Origin of the sequence: Colwellia sp. (assembly GCF_013215345.1) — a bacterium.
GTDB lineage: Bacteria > Pseudomonadota > Gammaproteobacteria > Enterobacterales > Alteromonadaceae > Colwellia.
Genome location: NZ_JABSOV010000086.1, coordinates 1 through 16,644, shown reverse-complemented (window position 1 = coordinate 16,644; position 16,644 = coordinate 1). Strand labels below are relative to the sequence as shown.

The window sequence follows — 16,644 nt, the reverse complement described above, 5'->3', positions numbered from 1 at the left end:
ATCACTGAAAGTTTTAGCGGCATGGTCACAGTAGCCAAAGCCAAAGGCGGCAATATTGTTGACGGTAATGGTGATGAAGCTGAATATACCGAAACAGATCAAGATATCGGCTTTATAAAACTGGTCAGTGAGTTTAGCGATTCACAAAAACTGACCTTTAGTTTTGAAAGTAGAGCTGATGACGAAACACGTTTATTACGTACTCATTGGCACCCTAGCTTTAAAAATCCAGCTATCCCGCAAGAAAGTCAGCGTGAAACTTATATTGTTAATTATGATTTTAACCCAGAGAACAACCCGCTCATTAATTTAAATATCAATATTTATAATACCGATAACTCGATTCAACATATCCATTTAGATGAAGAAACTAATACCAGCAATATTTACCATGCTGTGTTTGAATCTAGCGGTATTGCTATACGTAACACCAGTTTATTAGCTCAGCATAAAATTGTTTATGGTGCTGATTATCGTCAGGATGAAGCAAAATTAGAAAATGTCGGCACTGACTATTTGCTTGAAGGTAAAGAGGAAGGCACTGTCTATGGTGTCTATGCACAGGATTATTACACCATCAATAAGCAAGTTATGCTGAGCTTTGGTGTGCGTTTTGATGATTATGAATTACTTGATGACCGACAAGTAAAATATAGCTCAAATGGCTTTAGTCCTAACATAAATGTTACTTACGCCTTTAATGATGACTTCTCAATTTACACCGGTTTTGCCCAAGCCATGCGTGGCCAAAAAGTAAAAGAACTATTTGTCTTAGGTTACTACACCAACGAAGATGGCTTATCTGAAGAAATAGCTAAAAACTACGAGATTGGCTTTAACTATATGGCCAATGGTCTAACCATCTCTGGGGATGTTTATCGCTCAGATATTCTTGATGCAGTGTCTACCGCTAAAAACTTAGACGGTGTTAGTTCCAATGAATTGAAAAATGTTGGTGATATTAAAAACGTCGGCTTTAATGCCAGTGCCCGTTACTCTTGGAGTGACTTCTCAGTTGGCCTTGGTTACAGCAACAGTAATCCAGAATGGGAAGAGCATATTAATCCTATCCTTGTTGGCCAGCCGCTTTCAGATCAAGACTGGTCAATAGGTACTTCTGTCGGTAATGTTTGGGTAGTGGATTTTAACTATGCTGTGCATGCAGACGTTGAGCTTTCTTGGGTGGCGAACTTCGCTGAACGTTTAACCGATACCGGGGTGAATGTTTGGGATGGCGAACAACTACCTGAAAAAAGAGGTTACGCTGTGCATGACCTTACCGCCAAATGGTATGTCATGGGTAGTGAAGACCTGACCTTAAATGCAGCGGTGAAAAACATCTTTGATAAGTTTTACTATGATCATGCAACCTATGGTACCTATGGGCCAATTGACTCAGGCATAGCAGAAGCCGGTCGTGACTTTAGAGTAACCCTTGCTTGGCAGTTCTAATGTTTGACTAAAACATTAGCTAAATGCTCAGCTTGGCTGACAATAAGATAACTAACAGCGAGTGTTCTAATAAAGCACTCGCTTTTTACTGCCCTGATAAACATCATCAATAGACTATTTTTCAACTGAGTGAATAAGATTTCATATTATCCAGCACACAATGGTTGACAAAAGCAGCAATTTAAATGAGTATATAGCCATCTAAACGCCCAAACATCCAAAAACAAACAAAGAAGAAATATTTTGACGACGCAATCAGAGCTACAAACCAGATACAATGATATTAATCGAGGTGTCTACTTTATTGGTACCACACCACCTAAAAGTGATACACCACTTGATAAAGTGAGCGAGATTGCCGATAAGCTACTTGAACGTGTCAGTGATATCGACTTTGATGGTCTGATTGTTTATGACATTCAAGATGAAAATTCGCGCATTAGCAAACCAAGACCTTTCCCGTTTAAGTCAACACATGATACGAGACTTTATTCTTCTTTATTGAATAAAAAATCGAAACGTCCGGTGATTACTTATAAAAGCGTTATTCAATCTAATAGTGATGACTTTAATGAATGGGCAAACGAAGCGTGGGAAAAATATGGCGTAAAAGATGTAGTGCTAGTTGGTAGCCCATCAAAAGATAATAAGATTTCCTTACCTTTGGCGGATGCTTATAAAACCTTGGTAGATAACCCACATGACTTTTTCATTGGTGGTGTTACGATTGCCGAGCGCCATGCCAGTAAGAAAGATGAACACCAGCGTTTAATTACCAAACACCAGCAAGGCTGTAGTTTCTTTATTTCACAAGCGATATACAACCCACAAGCGACCATAGATTTACTTACTCGTTATGCTATTGAGTGCCAAAAACAAGGTTTGAAACCACAGCGTTTGATCTTAACCTTCTCTCCGTGCGGCAGTGAAAAAACCTTAGAATTTATCGAATGGTTAGGGGTTAATGTGCCCGAGGCCACTAGTTTACGTATTCTTAATGCAAAAAATCCTTTGCATGAATCAATTCAATTTTGTGTTAATAGCTTACAACAAATATTAGATGCGATTCTGCCTTATGATTTACCACTAGGCTTAAATATTGAGAGCTTAACCAATCGTAAAGAAGAAATTGACGGTTCAATTTTGTTATATAAATTACTGCGCTCAAAAATGGATAACTTTTTAGCGAAAAAAGAATTAGCGGCGTTAAGTAAGTCATAACGGCTATTTTTCTCAGAGTAAAAATCACCAAAACCAAGGCCAGTGTTACTTCTTAACGCTGGCCTTTTTTATAATTAAATTTTGTTGCGCTACCGCCAGATTTTTTTAGCCATTACTGATAAGCTAACATCACACCACGATATATCGTGCATTGGCGTATAGGCAAGAGAAGGTAAAGCATGGCCGCAAATATAAAAGAGTTTTTAGCTGACTCACAATTACTACTTAATGCCGTCGGCGAAGGTGTTTATGGCTTTGATATAGACGGCAATGCCGTGTTTGTTAATCCTGCCTCTGAGCAAATGACCGGCTGGCTGTCAGCCGAATTACTCGGTAAAAACATCCATAAATATCACCATCATAGTCATGCTAATGGCGAGCCCTACCCTAGCGAAGAATGTAATATTTACAATACCATGCGCGATGGCGTAGAGCGTAAAATTACCCATGAAGTATTTTGGCGAAAAGATGGTACTAGCTTCCCGGTAGAATACACTTCAACGCCGGTTTATAAAGAGGGCGAGTTGATAGGCGCGGTCGCGGTTTTTCGCGATGTCAGCCAGCAACGATTAGCGGATGAAAAACTCAAATATGCCTTAAAAACCGTACAACAGCTGACCGAAAAGCTGCAAGCAGAAAATACTTACTTACAAGATGAAATTAATGAAAGCTGGAGTGGCTCCGGCTTAGAAGGTAACAGCAAAACCTTTCGAGATATGCTCAAGCAAATTAACTTGGTCGCTAAAACTGACAGTACGGTATTAATTCTTGGTGAGAATGGCACCGGCAAGGAAGTGGTCGCCCGTAATTTACATCAACTCAGCCAACGCCATAACTCGCCACTAGTAAAAGTAAACTGCGCCGCCTTTAGTGCTAACTTACTCGAGTCAGAATTATTTGGTCATGAGAAAGGTGCTTTTACCGGCGCAATCGAAAGACATAAAGGTCGCTTTGAGTTAGCCGATAAAGGCACACTATTTCTAGATGAAATTGGCGAATTAAGCCCCGAAGCGCAAAGTAAATTACTTAGAGTGCTACAAGAACGAGAATTTGAACGGGTTGGCGGTAGCAAAACCATTAAAGTGGATTTACGCATTATTGTTGCTACTAACCAAGATTTATTCGCCATGGTTGAGCAAGGTACATTTCGTATGGACTTGTACTACAGGTTAAATGTTTTTCCCATTGTTATGCCGGCATTAAGGCAGCGTATTGAAGACATCCCCTTGTTATGTAACAGTATCCTTAAACAGCTTAATATTAAGTTAAATAAAAATATTACCGGCATTAACAAACGCAGTTTAGCCAAACTAGCCAACTATCACTGGCCAGGTAATATCAGAGAGCTACAGAACATTCTTGAACGCGAAGTCATTTTATCAACTACAAACATGCTCAACATTAGTCAGAATTTCAGCAAGAGCCACAGCGTTACCAACAGTGCCAATAAGCCCTTAGCTGAGATAGAAAAAGCCTATATTATTGAAGTATTAAATGATTGTAGTTGGCGCATTGGTGGCGATAATGGCGCAGCGAAAATACTTGCTATGCCAGATAGCACCTTGCGCTCACGGATGAAAAAACTGAAGATAACCCGCCAATAATCCAGCCTCAATGCAAAAAGCCACGATATATCGCTACTACACGATATGTCGTGGCTTTATCATTTTGCACTAGTAAAAATAACATTAAAATACAATAACTTAAATCACTAACTTTGTGGCGCGTTTATTGATATAGGGTAATTACTCAATTATGACCCTGTAGTAATTAATGAAGTTTAATTTCAAAGAAGAGCACCTGATCATCAAACCCTATAAAGCCAAGGGCGGTGTCTATGTAAGAGAGCAAAAAGGTTTTTACCAACAAGTCCGCCGAAATATCGGTTGGCTACTGATGATGATGTTTATTGCCATGCCCTGGATACAATTTAACGGCCAACAAGCGATATTATTCGATGTCGTTAGCCAAGAGTTTCGCATCTTTGCCGTTACCTTTTGGCCACAGGATTTTATCTTGTTAGCGGGGGTATTAATGGCAGCAGCCTTTGCCTTATTTTTTATTACCACCTGGCTTGGCCGTGTCTGGTGCGGCTATGTTTGTCCACAAACAATTTGGACTCTAGCTTATGTTTGGATTGAACACAGAACTGAGGGCACACGTAATCAACGTATAGCCTTAGATAAAGCCCCGTGGACAATGAACAAAATAAGCCGTAAAAGTCTCAAGCATATTTGTTGGCTGTTGATGTCCCTGCTCACCGCAACCACTTTTATCTCTTACTTTGTCCCAGTGGGTGAATTATATCGCGGACTATTCGGCTTTGGTTCAAGTGGCGCGGTAACTTTCTGGGTGTTATTTTTTGCCGTATGCACACATGTAAATGCCGGCTGGATGAGAGAACATCTTTGCATTCACTTTTGTCCATACTCTCGCTTTCAGTCGGCCATGTTCGACAAAAATACCTTTATGGTGGCTTACGATAGCAAGCGCGGTGAAAACAGAGCGCCGCGAAAACGTAAAGACGACCCAAAAGCACTCGGTTTAGGGGATTGTGTCAATTGTAACTTGTGTGTCGATGTCTGCCCTGCTGGCATAGATATTCGTAATGGCATCCAATACGAGTGTATCAATTGTGGCCTTTGCATTGATGCTTGTGACCAAACAATGGAAAAGTTTAATTATGCCAAAGGCTTAATAAGCTATACCAGTGAGCAGGCATTAGCAGGAAAAGAAACCAACAGATTCAATATCAAACTTGTCTCTTATGCTAGCTTAACCTTGATTTTTACCGCCTTAGTGGTTTTTGCCATTGATAGCAGAATCCCCTTAGAAGCCAATGTAATTCGCGATAGAACGGCTTTGTACCGTGTTAATTTTGAAGGGGTAGTAGAAAATACCTTCACCCTAAAAATTCTTAACAAAAGTCAGGTGCCACTGCACTTTAAAATTAATGTCGATAGTTTAGCGAGCAGTGAAGTAAAACTTGATAAAAAAGTACTTATTGGCGCTGGTGTTATGCAAGAGATCCCTATCACCTTGGCTATTGATGGCTATGAGTTAAAGCAAAAAATAACGACCTTTAACTTCATTATTCAAGCTATCGAACAACCCGATATAATCTTGCAAAAGACTAGTGTGTTCTTTCGCAACTAATTAATTTGAAGTAACAACTTTAAGTTACTTAAACGAGTAACTCACCCAAAAGGCAAGTGGCCTGCTTTATCTAAACCTATTAGTAAGCCACCTCGCCCTTTATACCCATTACCATTCAAAGTGCTCGATTTCAGTGGGAATTAAAAGGACTTTAGGCAAGGGAAATAATGTAAGCATAGTCACTCTATGGGTTCATTATTTAACGCGGTATAAAGCCCTTTTAAACCCATCGAAGAAGCGTTTGAGCAACATCACTTCATCGTTACTGTAACTCATAATGGAACAACCATTATTTCATCACAGCGCCTTGAATTGAAATTGCTCAAGCACTCTGAAACATGCATCTTGAATGGTAACGGGTATAAGTAAGAAATAAATAAATGTCATTGGTTAACTCAATAACCTTAACTAAAACCTAGTAAAACACTTAAATACAAATGAGAATTGTTTTCATCTGTATTTGTGGTTACTATAGTGCTCTACTCATTTTAGCTATAGGAACTTTCACAATGTCATTTTTACGTATTAGAACAGTATTATTTACCATGTTAGTAGCACTGACTTCTTACCAAAGTAACGCCCACGAAGTTTGGTTAGAGCGAGACGATAATGGTCCGGTAAGAGTCTATCTCGGGGAACCGGGAGAGCCTGAAGTAGGCAGTGAAATAGACAAGTTATCTGGCTCACAAGTTTTTATTACAGATCGCCAAAGTATTGCACCACTGGTACAAAATAATGATCACTTTCAGGCGCTAGTAAGTGGCGAAGGTGATGCTCGCTTATTTAGTGATCAAGTTTGGCAACCTTGGCAGATGGATGATAGTGCTTGGTGGCAGTTTTGGAAACGTAGTGAAGGTAAACTTCAAGGCGGTATTTTACAAGCCCGTGTTGGCCGCAGTGAAACCACGGCAAAGTTAACCTATGAGCTAGTACCCGTTACTGCCAATGGCAATATTTTCACTGCCACGTTTGCCGGTAAGCCTTTAGCGAACAAATCAGTCTTATTACTTACGCCAAGTAAAATGCACCATAACTTCACCACCAATAAACACGGGCAAATTGAGATTAAATCTCAAGAAAGTGGCCGTTTTATTTTGACCAGTGTTCATACGGTAGATAAACAAGCCATGCATTCCGGCAAGCAAGTCGACAGCTTAATGTATATCAGTACCTTAAGTTATGTAGCGCTTTAATATTTCGAGTTAATAAAGCTAAAAAAGAGCCGTGTCAGGCTCCTTTTTTGTATTTATAATTAACATGACTACTTTAACTTACTAGAAAAAATAAGCTGCACTAGCAGTATCCCGACAACCTTTACTGTCTTCACAACCTCCCCTGAATACCCCATGCATCAATAGCGACAACAAGTTACATATTTACACAAAGTTATTTTAAAAATCAGCAGTTACTGCTAATATCCGCACCCAAATACAAATAGATATCATTCCTGCTATCATTATCATTAAGGTGTTGTTAATGAAATTATCTCTCGTGGCCAGTGCAATAAGTACTGGTTTTTTATTGTCTGCCACTGTTAGCGCAAATACTGATACCCAGAAAAGCGTTGAGCAAGAACAAAAAATAGAACGCATTATAGTTACCGGTCAAAAATTTTCCCGGAGCCTACAAGAAACCACCACCAGTGTTGCCGTTGTCACCGCACAGGATATTGAGCAACAAAATATTACCAGCTTTTATGATGCCTTAACGATAACAGCAAATACCCATGCAACCGCCAATGGTGGTTTTAGCATTCGTGGCATTAACGGTACCAATGTTTCAGGTGGCGGTAATAGTTATCTAGCCAGTGTTTATGTTGATGGCGCCTCATTGCCCAGACAAATGATAGACGGCGGTAGTTTCTCTACTTGGGATGCCAATCAGGTCGAGATTTTACGTGGTCCACAATCGACCCTGCAAGGCCGAAATGCATTAGCGGGTGCGATAATAATGAATACTCAGGCAGCAACGCATGAATGGCAAGGCAAATATAGATTGCAAATTGGTGAATACGGCGAAAGAGAAGCGGCAATCGCTTTTGGTGGTGGTCTTATCGAAGATCAGCTCGCTTTCCGTTTTAGTGGTGAACATAAAGAAGCCGATGGTTTTATTGAAAACCTTACCCTTAAGCAACCAGGCAATGCTCGCGAAGATCAACTTTACCGCTTAAAGTTTTTACTCACTCCTGATGCCCTGCCAGACCTTAGCGCTCAATTATCTTATACCCATGCCGAAAATGAGCGCGGCCTGAACTGGATTAACAATCCTAATTATGGCAACGCCTCTAAAGAAGTTTCTGTTTATAGTCATGCTTATGTCTATAACAATCTTGCCAATAAGCAATTTTATGATGCCGACTTAGTATCGTTAAAAGTTGACTATCTACTCAATGATGAATGGGATTTTACCTCAGTAACCACATATTCTAAAGTTGATGACGGTTCAATTCGAGATGCCGATGGCACTGCTGAAGAGCTAAGTCGAAATAATTGGAACACGAGCATTGATACATTTAGTCAAGAGTTACGTTTGACCTTTGACTATGAAAACCTGCAAGGCATAGTCGGTGCATACTATTTTAATGAAGATATAGGTAGTAAAACTATTGGCTTGAGTAATTTATCATTAGATAGAGCCGGCTTAGATGATGAATTTTTAATGAGAAATTATGGTCTAGATGCGGGAACCGCTGGCTTAGTAATGGCGCAATATGACGCTTTTAATCCTGCTGTATATGTTAATACCGGCGATACAACAACAGAGGTGACCAGTTATGCGTTATTCACCGACTTTGTCTATCAAATAACCGAGCAATGGGATATCTACGCGGGTTTACGTTTCGACCGCGAAGAGCAGAAAAACGCCGACAATACCACTGTAGCATTGAAAAACGGCCATTTACTTCCAGACCCTGCCAGTTATCAAGGCACACCATATCAAGGGCTAATACCATTAATTACCGGACTTAATGCCTTTATCTACAATAGTGTCGAAAATGCGAATGGCACAACCCCGTTAGTTGATGCCAGCTTTGATACGGTATTACCTAAGATTGGTGTTAGTTATCATTGGAATGAAGACTTAACCACCAGCTTTACTTTTCAACAAGGTTATCGCTCTGGCGGTGTCGGTACTAATACCGCAACCGCAACCGCATATCAGTACGATCCGGAATATACCAATAATTATGAATTTTCATTACGCTCTACTTGGTTAGAGGGTGCCTTAGTCGCTAATGCCAATATTTTTTATATTGACTGGACAGATCAACAAGTTAGAGTGCAACTCTCTGGTAATGTTTTTGATACTGAGACAAAAAATGCCGGTAGCTCTAAATTACAAGGCTTTGAGCTAGAGCTAAATTACCAAGTAAATAACCAGTTTAAACTTTATTCATCAATCGGGCAGGCAAAAAGTGAATTTACTGAATTTTTAGTTGCCGCACCTAAATCAAACACCGAAACGGGTGGCATAAGTGTCGTTAATGGCGATGATTTTTATGATTTATCAGGCAGAAGTTTTGCCGACTCCCCTGAATGGACCGGGAATATTGGCGCTACTTATACCGCTGATAATGGTTTATTTGCCAATGTCAGCGCTAATTATGCCAGTACTTCACCAGGATATATTAACCCTTATATTAGTGGTCATGAACCCGGGCACGAATATTATGATGTGCAAAATCATAGCCGCACATTAGTTAATATGCAGTTGGGTTATGAATGGGACTCTATTGGTGTTTACTTACTAGGCCAAAACATTTTTGATAAAGAGTATTTAGAATATAATGGCGAAGAGACCCTTACTATCGGTCACCCAAGGCAGCTTAGTTTAAGTGTTAGAGGTAGTTTTTAGTTAACTAAATTACCAGTAGAGAGCCCTAGGTTCTCTACTGGCTTTCAAAACAGCTATTTTTCAGCCTAACTCTGACCTCACCAATATCTACCAGCATAAAAGCTGTCGTCAGAGCCAAAAGCAGGAACGAAAATAACTATCTCCAGCCCACTTATAAAATAATTTTACTGGTTATTGCTTTTAGCTATTATTTTGCCAGTTAATTGCATCTTCATTTTATGACCCGTTAATTCCAAGGCAGAAATTCCAGTCCTTACACCTTTGGATTTCGACGAGTTCACACCAAGGCAGCTTATTAATTACTAGTTAAAATTAATTACAACTTTGTAAAAAATTGTTTTCAATACTGACACTTACTGATAACATCCGACCACTTAATACAAATAGATATCATTCTGATTATCATTAACATAGGGTGTAGTAATGAAATTATCTCTCGTGGCCAGTGCAATAAGTGCCGGTCTATTATTATCCGCCACAGTCAGTGCAAATACTGATACTGAGCAAGCCGTTAAGCAAGAACAGCAAATTGAAAGAATTATTGTCACCGGTCAAAAAATTGCTCGGACTCTGCAAGAAACCACTACCAGTGTCGCTGTTATCACCAGTGAGCAATTTCAACAACAAAATATAACTAACTTTTCCGATGCATTAACTTTTACCGCCAATACTTTCACAACGCCGTCAAATGGCTTTAGCATTCGTGGCATAAATGGTGATAATGTTTCTGGTGGTGGTAATAGTTATTTAGCCAGTGTTTATGTTGATGGTGCAGCCTTACCTCAACAAATGATCGATGGTGGCGGTTTCTCAACTTGGGACGCGCAACAAGTAGAAATTTTACGTGGCCCACAATCAACACTGCAAGGTCGTAATGCCTTAGCTGGTGCGATAATTTTAAATACCCAAAAACCTACCGATGAATGGCAGGGTATTTATCGCTTACAAGGCGGTGAATATGGTGAAAAAGAAGCTGCGCTAGCTTTTGGTGGCGGTATTATCGAAGACCAACTAGCCTTCCGTTTTAGCGGTGAGCATAAAGAAATAGACGGTTTTAATACCAATATTACCCGTAACGAGACCAGTGACTTTAATGAAGATGATCTCTATCGACTAAAGCTTTTACTGACTCCTGATGCCATACCAGATCTTGAAGTACAGTTCAGCTACACCTATGCTAAAAACAACCGTGGCACAGTCGGTGTTATTAAAGCTGAAACTGGCAGCACCTACGACCAGCGTTATACCAATAACAATGATAAACAAGAGCAATTCTATGATGCTGATATAGTAACACTAGCGGTTGACTATGAATTATCCGACGAATGGAGTTTCACCGCAGTTACCGCCTACTCCGCTGTTAATTCAGGTTATGACTGGGATGGTGATAATGGTCCAGAAGATGAAGGTACTCGAGTTTATGATGTAGATATTGATAGCTTAAGTCAGGAACTACGCTTCAATTTAGATTATGAAAACTTACAAGGCATTATCGGCGCTTATTATTACAGTGAAGAAATAAATACTGCCGTCGCTGGTAGTTCTTATACCAGATTATCGACTATTGGCTTAAATAGCCGATTTTTGCAAAACAGCTATGGCTTAGATGCGGGTACCGCTGATTTAGTGATCAGTCAATACAGTGCTTTTGACCCAGTTAGCTTTTTAAATACTTCAACCACAGAAAGTGAAGTAACTAGCTATGCTATTTTCACTGATTTTGTCTATCAAATAACTGAGCAGTGGGATATATATGCTGGTTTACGTTGGGATTATGAGCAACAAAAAAATGCTGGTCGTAGTAATTTAACTTTGCAAAATAGCCAATTAATGCCTGACCCAGCCAGCTATCAAGACACGCCTTATCAGGCCATTATTCCTTTAGTTACCGGCTTAAATAATTACATTTTCAACATGGTGCAACAAGCAAGTAAGACCAGCCCGCTGGTTGACGCTGACTTTAATAGCTTATTACCTAAAATAGGCGCTAGCTATCACTGGAGCGAAGACTTAACCACCAGTTTTACTTTTCAAAAAGGCTACCGTTCCGGTGGCGTAGGCACCAATATTGCTCAAGCAGAGACATTCCAATACGATGCCGAGTATACCGATAACTATGAGCTATCATTACGCTCTAGTTGGTTAGAGGGTGCGTTAACAGCGAATGCCAATATTTTTTATCTTGATTGGAAAGATCAACAAGTGGTAGCACAATTATCTGAGAATACTTTTGATACCCAAACCGTCAATGCTGCTAAATCAACGGTGAAAGGTTTTGAAGTAGAAGTAAATTACCAACTCAATGAGCAATTTAAATTCTATTCTGCACTGGGTCAGGCGAGGAGTGAATTTACTGACTATATCTTGCAGATACCAGGGCAAAAGGATAATGTTCTAACGGGTCGTAGTTTTGCTAATTCACCTGAATGGACTGCCACTATAGGCGGTACCTATGTCGCAGACAATGGCTTTTTTGCCGATATTAATGCCAACTATGCCAGTGATTCTCCAGCAGACGTTAACCCATACGCTAGAGGTCTGACGGAGAAAGATACAGACTTTGATGCGCACAATGACAGCCGTACGCTGGTAAATATGCAGCTAGGTTATGAGTGGCAAAGTGTCGGTGTCTACTTAATCGGTAAAAACATTTTTGATGATGAATATATTGCCGCGAGACAAACCAATTATATTACCCTAGGTAATCCTCGACAAGTTAGTATCAGTGTAAGAGGTAGTTTTTAGTTAGTTCAAGACAGAGTAGTTAACTTACATTGTCACTAAATTTCACTACATATAAAAAGGAGCCAATTGGCTCCTTTTTATTATTTATTACTCGATATGCAGAAGAGAAGATACTAAATATTTACCTTAGCGGCTGAACTTAACGAGTGATATTAACTAATAACTTTAACTGATGGCATAACTTCAGCTATTGAATTTTCAGCAAGTTCATTCAGGCTTATTGGCTGCTCATTCACAACAGTTTCTGTACTACTAAATAACCTTGATGATACTAACCAACAGCATAACGCTAAACTTAACAACATGACTTCGACAATAACTACATCAAAGTGCCCTGCTTTAAACATAACAACAATACCTTGTGACAACATTAGCCAATCTAAAACAGGTATCATCGCTAACGCCAGCGCGGTAATTTTTAAGAATATTGCCGCGAATTGCTGTTGCGCTTTAATAAGTAATGAAGCAATCAAGCTAGCCGCTAAACAAGCAAAGAAAATTTGTCCAATTAAGTCACTACGGTCTACTAACTCTATCGGCAATAACCTTGCGCACAGAAAACCTACTGCAGTGGCAAAAATAGTACCGATAAAACCGCCAGTGGTCATTGCTTTAACTAACCGTAAACCAAATTTATTTTGTTTTTCGCTGCGTAAGTTTGCTCTTTTTTGCAACCACATTAAGTTGCCGGTTAAAATGATATAACAGGTACCTATGCCCAAGACAAAAAATAATATGCGTAGTGAATAGCCAGCAAAGTCACCAAAATGCAAACTAGCAATAACCGCTAAACCACCGCGGATATCATTATCATAATTATTTTTGGTGAGATAAAGCTCACGACCCGAGACGATATGGTAAGTCACTTCTTTACGGGTGGAAAATTGACTTTTATCATCGCCACGAAAGGTCACCGAAGCACTTTCATCACCAAAATGGTCAATAGAGATACGTGTTATAGCTACTTCTCCTAAGGACTCTTTTGCCGTTAGGTATAATTTATCTATGCCTTGTACGGGCACAGCAATATTGGTTTCTTCTATATGAACATCAACCACACCCGCCGCTTTAAATAGCTTAGCTTGATCACCTCCATACAGGGCAACTGCATAAGATATTTGATAAACAATCAATAAGTTAAATACTAACCCTGAAAAGGCATACATAATATGAAAAGGTAAACCCATAACGCCAATCAAGTTGTGAGCATCAAGTAATTTATCTTTATTACCGTCTTTACGATATTGAAAGAATTTACTGATAATTTTACGCCAATGTATGACGACACCACTTAATAATGCGACAAAAAAGAACAAGGTCACTAGACCAACAAAATACAAGCCTACTTGTGGAATATGTAAATTATAATGTAGATGATATAGAAAATTTCCCCAGTCAAAGGCATTACCATCACCCAGTATTGTACCGTCCGGTGAAATGATAAGGTGTCTATCTATGTGATCGTCTACAGGGTCTTCGAGTTGACTGTCTTGTTTAAAACCTAGATTCCCCTGTGTTACTATTTCTTCTTCAAAATATATATTACTACTGGGCTGTTCTGCAGTTGGCCGCTGCAAAATAAAGTAACCATGGGTATGTACCTTATAATCTTGTGTTACTTGGCTAATAAGTGCATCAAAAGAAAAGTTTTCGACATCATCACTAACAGTAAAGTAAGGATCGCGTTCCCAAGAAATAATATCTTCTCGGAATAAACTCAACGAGCCAGCAAAAAATATAATAAATAATATGGTAGAAATAATTAGGCCAACCCAAGCATGGGCATTGGTTAGCGCTTTAAGTGCATCGCGTTTCATAATGAGTTACCGCAGTGAAAGTAGTAGAAGGTTGAGTAAAGCCGAGGGAGCAAGTACAAAAGTTAACTTTAACCATGCTTTTTTTGCACTAGGAAAGGAATAAGCCCAGACTTGCATACCTGCCCAGATAGGGAAAGCGCACAAAAGTCCAATTAACAACATGGTATCTTCTTTTATTGGTAGCAGCAGATTCAGATTTAACACCACAGAAATGGATATCAATAATCCTAATAAAAACCCGGCAAAAGTACGTGACCACATCAGCTATAGCTCCCAAAATTAAGTCCTAACCAACTAATAAAAGGTGAAGAAAGCGCCAGTAAAAAAATCAAAGCACTACTGAGATGTAAGTAATATTTTTTATAAGCACTTATCAGAGTAACTAAAGGAAGAAAACAACAAACCAACGAAAATCCGGTAATTAGTGCCGAAACGGTCGGCAAATGCTGCAATAAAATAACTAACATCAACGACAGTAGTACCAGTACTGTGATGCTACTGACAGGCTTTGGCAGTGCTTTTTTTAAAAAAGTTTGCCTTGAACTTGCACCGTACCAAATAAAGCAGGCCAGCCAGGCGGGAATAAAACTTAACAACATAACACTCTCTAAATCACAGTTGCAAACAATAACAATTATTATTTCCATTTATGATAAGGCGAGATAGAGTTTTAAGCAATAGCTGTACAAAAGCAAATGAGAATTGATGCCATTTATTTAATAATGAATCACCTATCGCACTATATGAATATCGAAATGGAACAACGATGAAAAAAATCATTTGCGCTACCGCCTTCCTCGCCTTAGTTGGCTGTAATAAAACACCTCAACAAACAACCGATTCAGCACTGACAGAAAATAGTGTCGCAGAGTCAGCTTTAAAACTTTTTACTGACTACAAAGCTAATGCTGAACAATTAATCGTTTTAATTGATACCGACGGCACAGATGCTGATATTGAAAAATCTTCGGCGGGTTTAGTGGCTGCATAAAAACCTATTATCAATATGTTTTATCGATAAATTTCCGCAATGCCAAGAATACTTAACGGCATTAAGCCAAGCAGCAGATATTCTTCCAACCTTATCTCTTGCAGAGATTGAGTCTGGTTATCATGCCGATGGCACACTGCCTAAATTAACTGACGCCAACTGTTATCACGCTAAAGATTTATTAGTGCACCCGGCTACGGTACAAGCCATGGCCATTATTGGTATTGATGGCGCGGAGCAGCCTGCGCAAGCAAAAGCTGAAATTGTTGAAGTAATTTCACACTTATCTCAAGTTGAGCAGGCTTATATAAGTTAATCGCCACAGTTAGCCTTATAAATAAAAGCATCACCTAAGGTGACGTTTTATTTAAATTATTACTTGTCTAACATAAGCTAGCACCCGCTATTCTTTATAAATGAGTAGCCTTACTTAGTCTTTATCAGACTCACTCTCATTGGCTTGCCACTGAAATAACTCATCAAGGGGTGTGGCAAAGATATCGGTTAAACAAAAAGCTACTTCTAATGATGGAGAGTACTTACCTGCTTCAATAGCTGCAATAGTTTGCCGAGTTACTCCTAGCGCTTTAGCTAACTCCTGCTGCGTCATTTCATCTTTTTCAAAACGTTTTTTTCTTAACTGATTACTAATAATACCTTTCGCTTTTTTAGTCATGTCTTTGCCCTTAATTATTCTCTTTAACTAAGCTGCCGTACGGTAGCGGTAGAGTTGCGTTGCACGTAAAACAAATTCAACTAATAAGCTTGAAAGCATCACACCGTGAATGAGAAAGTCTATGGGTGGCACGTTAGTAAAAAAAGGATAATTAGGTATAACCCCTTGGCAAAATATATGTACAAACAAAATAATAATGCAAGTACTCAAGTTATAGTAAGCCCATCTAGTCGCTCTAGCTTCAATGAGTTCATCTCTTTCATCAACCAAAGAAATATCTTCATCATCCCCATTTAGTTTTCTAATAACAGCTAACCCCGAAAAGGCAATCACCACAAAAATAATACTGGCGATGATGGTACTCATCCATAAACCAACAATTTGCTCGGCATGTGTGGCAAAACTTCCTTCAAGTTGAGTAATGCCATAACCATAAAATACAGCTATAAATACGGTAAAAACCACACTAATCCATGCTGTTTGTTCACTAAAATTACTATTTTTTAAAATCATATATTACCTTCTCGGGCTTTAAATGTTAAATAAACTTAACACAAGGTAATGTCCAATAGACACATTGTCAAACATTATTAACATTGTGTTTATTTAAATTAACATAACTAACTCAGTCGTTAAAGAAGGTTTTGCTAAAAAATTTTTACTATACTTAACGAATCCGCCCTTAACTGATAGGTAAGGATCATGCATTTTGAAACTGGTATTTTGGTGCT

Annotated in this window: 14 protein-coding genes; 9 read left to right on the top strand and 5 right to left on the bottom strand. The window is 39.1% G+C overall.

Annotation, left to right across the window (positions count from 1 at the left end):
- From HRT50_RS13155 to HRT50_RS13125, 7 genes are all read left to right on the top strand, one after another.
- A partial coding sequence (locus HRT50_RS13155) for a TonB-dependent receptor (protein WP_291615259.1) occupies nt 1-1,452 on the top strand: 1,452 nt, incomplete at its 5' end.
- A gap of 243 nt (nt 1,453-1,695) precedes the next feature.
- Nucleotides 1,696-2,673, top strand: a complete 978-nt coding sequence (locus HRT50_RS13150) for a hypothetical protein (protein ID WP_291615258.1) — start codon at nt 1,696-1,698, stop codon at nt 2,671-2,673.
- Between the two features lie 179 nt (nt 2,674-2,852).
- Nucleotides 2,853-4,277, top strand: a complete 1,425-nt coding sequence (locus tag HRT50_RS13145; protein ID WP_291615256.1) for a sigma 54-interacting transcriptional regulator — start codon at nt 2,853-2,855, stop codon at nt 4,275-4,277.
- Nucleotides 4,278-4,446: 169 nt separating this feature from the next.
- Nucleotides 4,447-5,829 carry a cytochrome c oxidase accessory protein CcoG gene (ccoG, locus tag HRT50_RS13140; protein WP_291615254.1) on the top strand — a complete coding sequence of 461 codons (1,383 nt, stop codon included), beginning with the start codon at nt 4,447-4,449 and terminating at the stop codon, nt 5,827-5,829.
- A 509-nt stretch (nt 5,830-6,338) separates the two neighbouring features.
- Nucleotides 6,339-7,022 carry a hypothetical protein gene (locus HRT50_RS13135; protein ID WP_291615248.1) on the top strand — a complete coding sequence of 228 codons (684 nt, stop codon included), beginning with the start codon at nt 6,339-6,341 and terminating at the stop codon, nt 7,020-7,022.
- Between the two features lie 283 nt (nt 7,023-7,305).
- Nucleotides 7,306-9,684: a TonB-dependent receptor gene (locus tag HRT50_RS13130; RefSeq protein ID WP_291615246.1), complete on the top strand. Its 2,379-nt coding sequence runs from the start codon at nt 7,306-7,308 to the stop codon at nt 9,682-9,684.
- A 423-nt stretch (nt 9,685-10,107) separates the two neighbouring features.
- Complete coding sequence (locus HRT50_RS13125) at nt 10,108-12,429, top strand: TonB-dependent receptor (protein ID WP_291615244.1); 2,322 nt, start codon at nt 10,108-10,110, stop codon at nt 12,427-12,429.
- 152 nt (nt 12,430-12,581) lie between these two features.
- Here the strand turns inward: HRT50_RS13125 and HRT50_RS13120 are convergent, their stop codons facing one another.
- Genes HRT50_RS13120 through HRT50_RS13110 form a run of 3 tightly spaced genes read right to left on the bottom strand, consistent with a single transcriptional unit; the run spans nt 12,582 to nt 14,845 of the window.
- On the bottom strand, nt 12,582-14,246 hold the full coding sequence (locus tag HRT50_RS13120) for a PepSY domain-containing protein (protein WP_291615242.1): 1,665 nt from the start codon (nt 14,244-14,246) through the stop codon (nt 12,582-12,584).
- A 6-nt stretch (nt 14,247-14,252) separates the two neighbouring features.
- The gene (locus tag HRT50_RS13115; protein WP_291615240.1) at nt 14,253-14,507 is read right to left on the bottom strand and encodes a hypothetical protein; all 255 of its coding nucleotides are present in this window, start codon (nt 14,505-14,507) and stop codon (nt 14,253-14,255) included.
- Nucleotides 14,507-14,845, bottom strand: coding sequence for a hypothetical protein (locus HRT50_RS13110; protein WP_291615238.1), 339 nt, complete (start codon nt 14,843-14,845; stop codon nt 14,507-14,509). Before HRT50_RS13110 ends, HRT50_RS13115 begins: the two co-directional genes overlap by 1 nt.
- A 167-nt stretch (nt 14,846-15,012) precedes the next feature.
- On the opposite strand from HRT50_RS13110, the gene HRT50_RS13105 reads away from it, so the two are divergent.
- Both HRT50_RS13105 and HRT50_RS13100 read left to right on the top strand, forming a co-directional pair.
- Nucleotides 15,013-15,237 carry a hypothetical protein gene (locus HRT50_RS13105; protein WP_291615236.1) on the top strand — a complete coding sequence of 75 codons (225 nt, stop codon included), beginning with the start codon at nt 15,013-15,015 and terminating at the stop codon, nt 15,235-15,237.
- A gap of 184 nt (nt 15,238-15,421) precedes the next feature.
- Nucleotides 15,422-15,553, top strand: a complete 132-nt coding sequence (locus HRT50_RS13100; RefSeq protein ID WP_291615234.1) for a hypothetical protein — start codon at nt 15,422-15,424, stop codon at nt 15,551-15,553.
- Nucleotides 15,554-15,667: 114 nt separating this feature from the next.
- Here HRT50_RS13100 and HRT50_RS13095 read toward each other — a convergent pair whose 3' ends face one another.
- Both HRT50_RS13095 and HRT50_RS13090 read right to left on the bottom strand, forming a co-directional pair.
- Nucleotides 15,668-15,913 carry a helix-turn-helix transcriptional regulator gene (locus HRT50_RS13095; protein WP_291615232.1) on the bottom strand — a complete coding sequence of 82 codons (246 nt, stop codon included), beginning with the start codon at nt 15,911-15,913 and terminating at the stop codon, nt 15,668-15,670.
- 27 nt (nt 15,914-15,940) lie between these two features.
- Nucleotides 15,941-16,426, bottom strand: coding sequence for a hypothetical protein (locus HRT50_RS13090; protein WP_291615230.1), 486 nt, complete (start codon nt 16,424-16,426; stop codon nt 15,941-15,943).
- Between the last annotated feature and the right edge of the window lie 218 nt (nt 16,427-16,644).

Excerpts from the sequence above, each read along its gene's own strand:
- HRT50_RS13110 (WP_291615238.1), bottom strand. The coding sequence starts at position 14,845 with ATGTTGTTAAGTTTTATTCCCGCCTGGCTGGCCTGCTTTATTTGGTAC.
- ccoG (WP_291615254.1), top strand. The coding sequence starts at position 4,447 with ATGAAGTTTAATTTCAAAGAAGAGCACCTGATCATCAAACCCTATAAA.
- HRT50_RS13135 (WP_291615248.1), top strand. The coding sequence starts at position 6,339 with ATGTCATTTTTACGTATTAGAACAGTATTATTTACCATGTTAGTAGCA.
- HRT50_RS13105 (WP_291615236.1), top strand. The coding sequence starts at position 15,013 with ATGAAAAAAATCATTTGCGCTACCGCCTTCCTCGCCTTAGTTGGCTGT.
- HRT50_RS13130 (WP_291615246.1), top strand. The coding sequence starts at position 7,306 with ATGAAATTATCTCTCGTGGCCAGTGCAATAAGTACTGGTTTTTTATTG.
- HRT50_RS13090 (WP_291615230.1), bottom strand. The coding sequence starts at position 16,426 with ATGATTTTAAAAAATAGTAATTTTAGTGAACAAACAGCATGGATTAGT.
- HRT50_RS13120 (WP_291615242.1), bottom strand. The coding sequence starts at position 14,246 with ATGAAACGCGATGCACTTAAAGCGCTAACCAATGCCCATGCTTGGGTT.
- HRT50_RS13095 (WP_291615232.1), bottom strand. The coding sequence starts at position 15,913 with ATGACTAAAAAAGCGAAAGGTATTATTAGTAATCAGTTAAGAAAAAAA.
- HRT50_RS13145 (WP_291615256.1), top strand. The coding sequence starts at position 2,853 with ATGGCCGCAAATATAAAAGAGTTTTTAGCTGACTCACAATTACTACTT.
- HRT50_RS13115 (WP_291615240.1), bottom strand. The coding sequence starts at position 14,507 with ATGTGGTCACGTACTTTTGCCGGGTTTTTATTAGGATTATTGATATCC.
- HRT50_RS13125 (WP_291615244.1), top strand. The coding sequence starts at position 10,108 with ATGAAATTATCTCTCGTGGCCAGTGCAATAAGTGCCGGTCTATTATTA.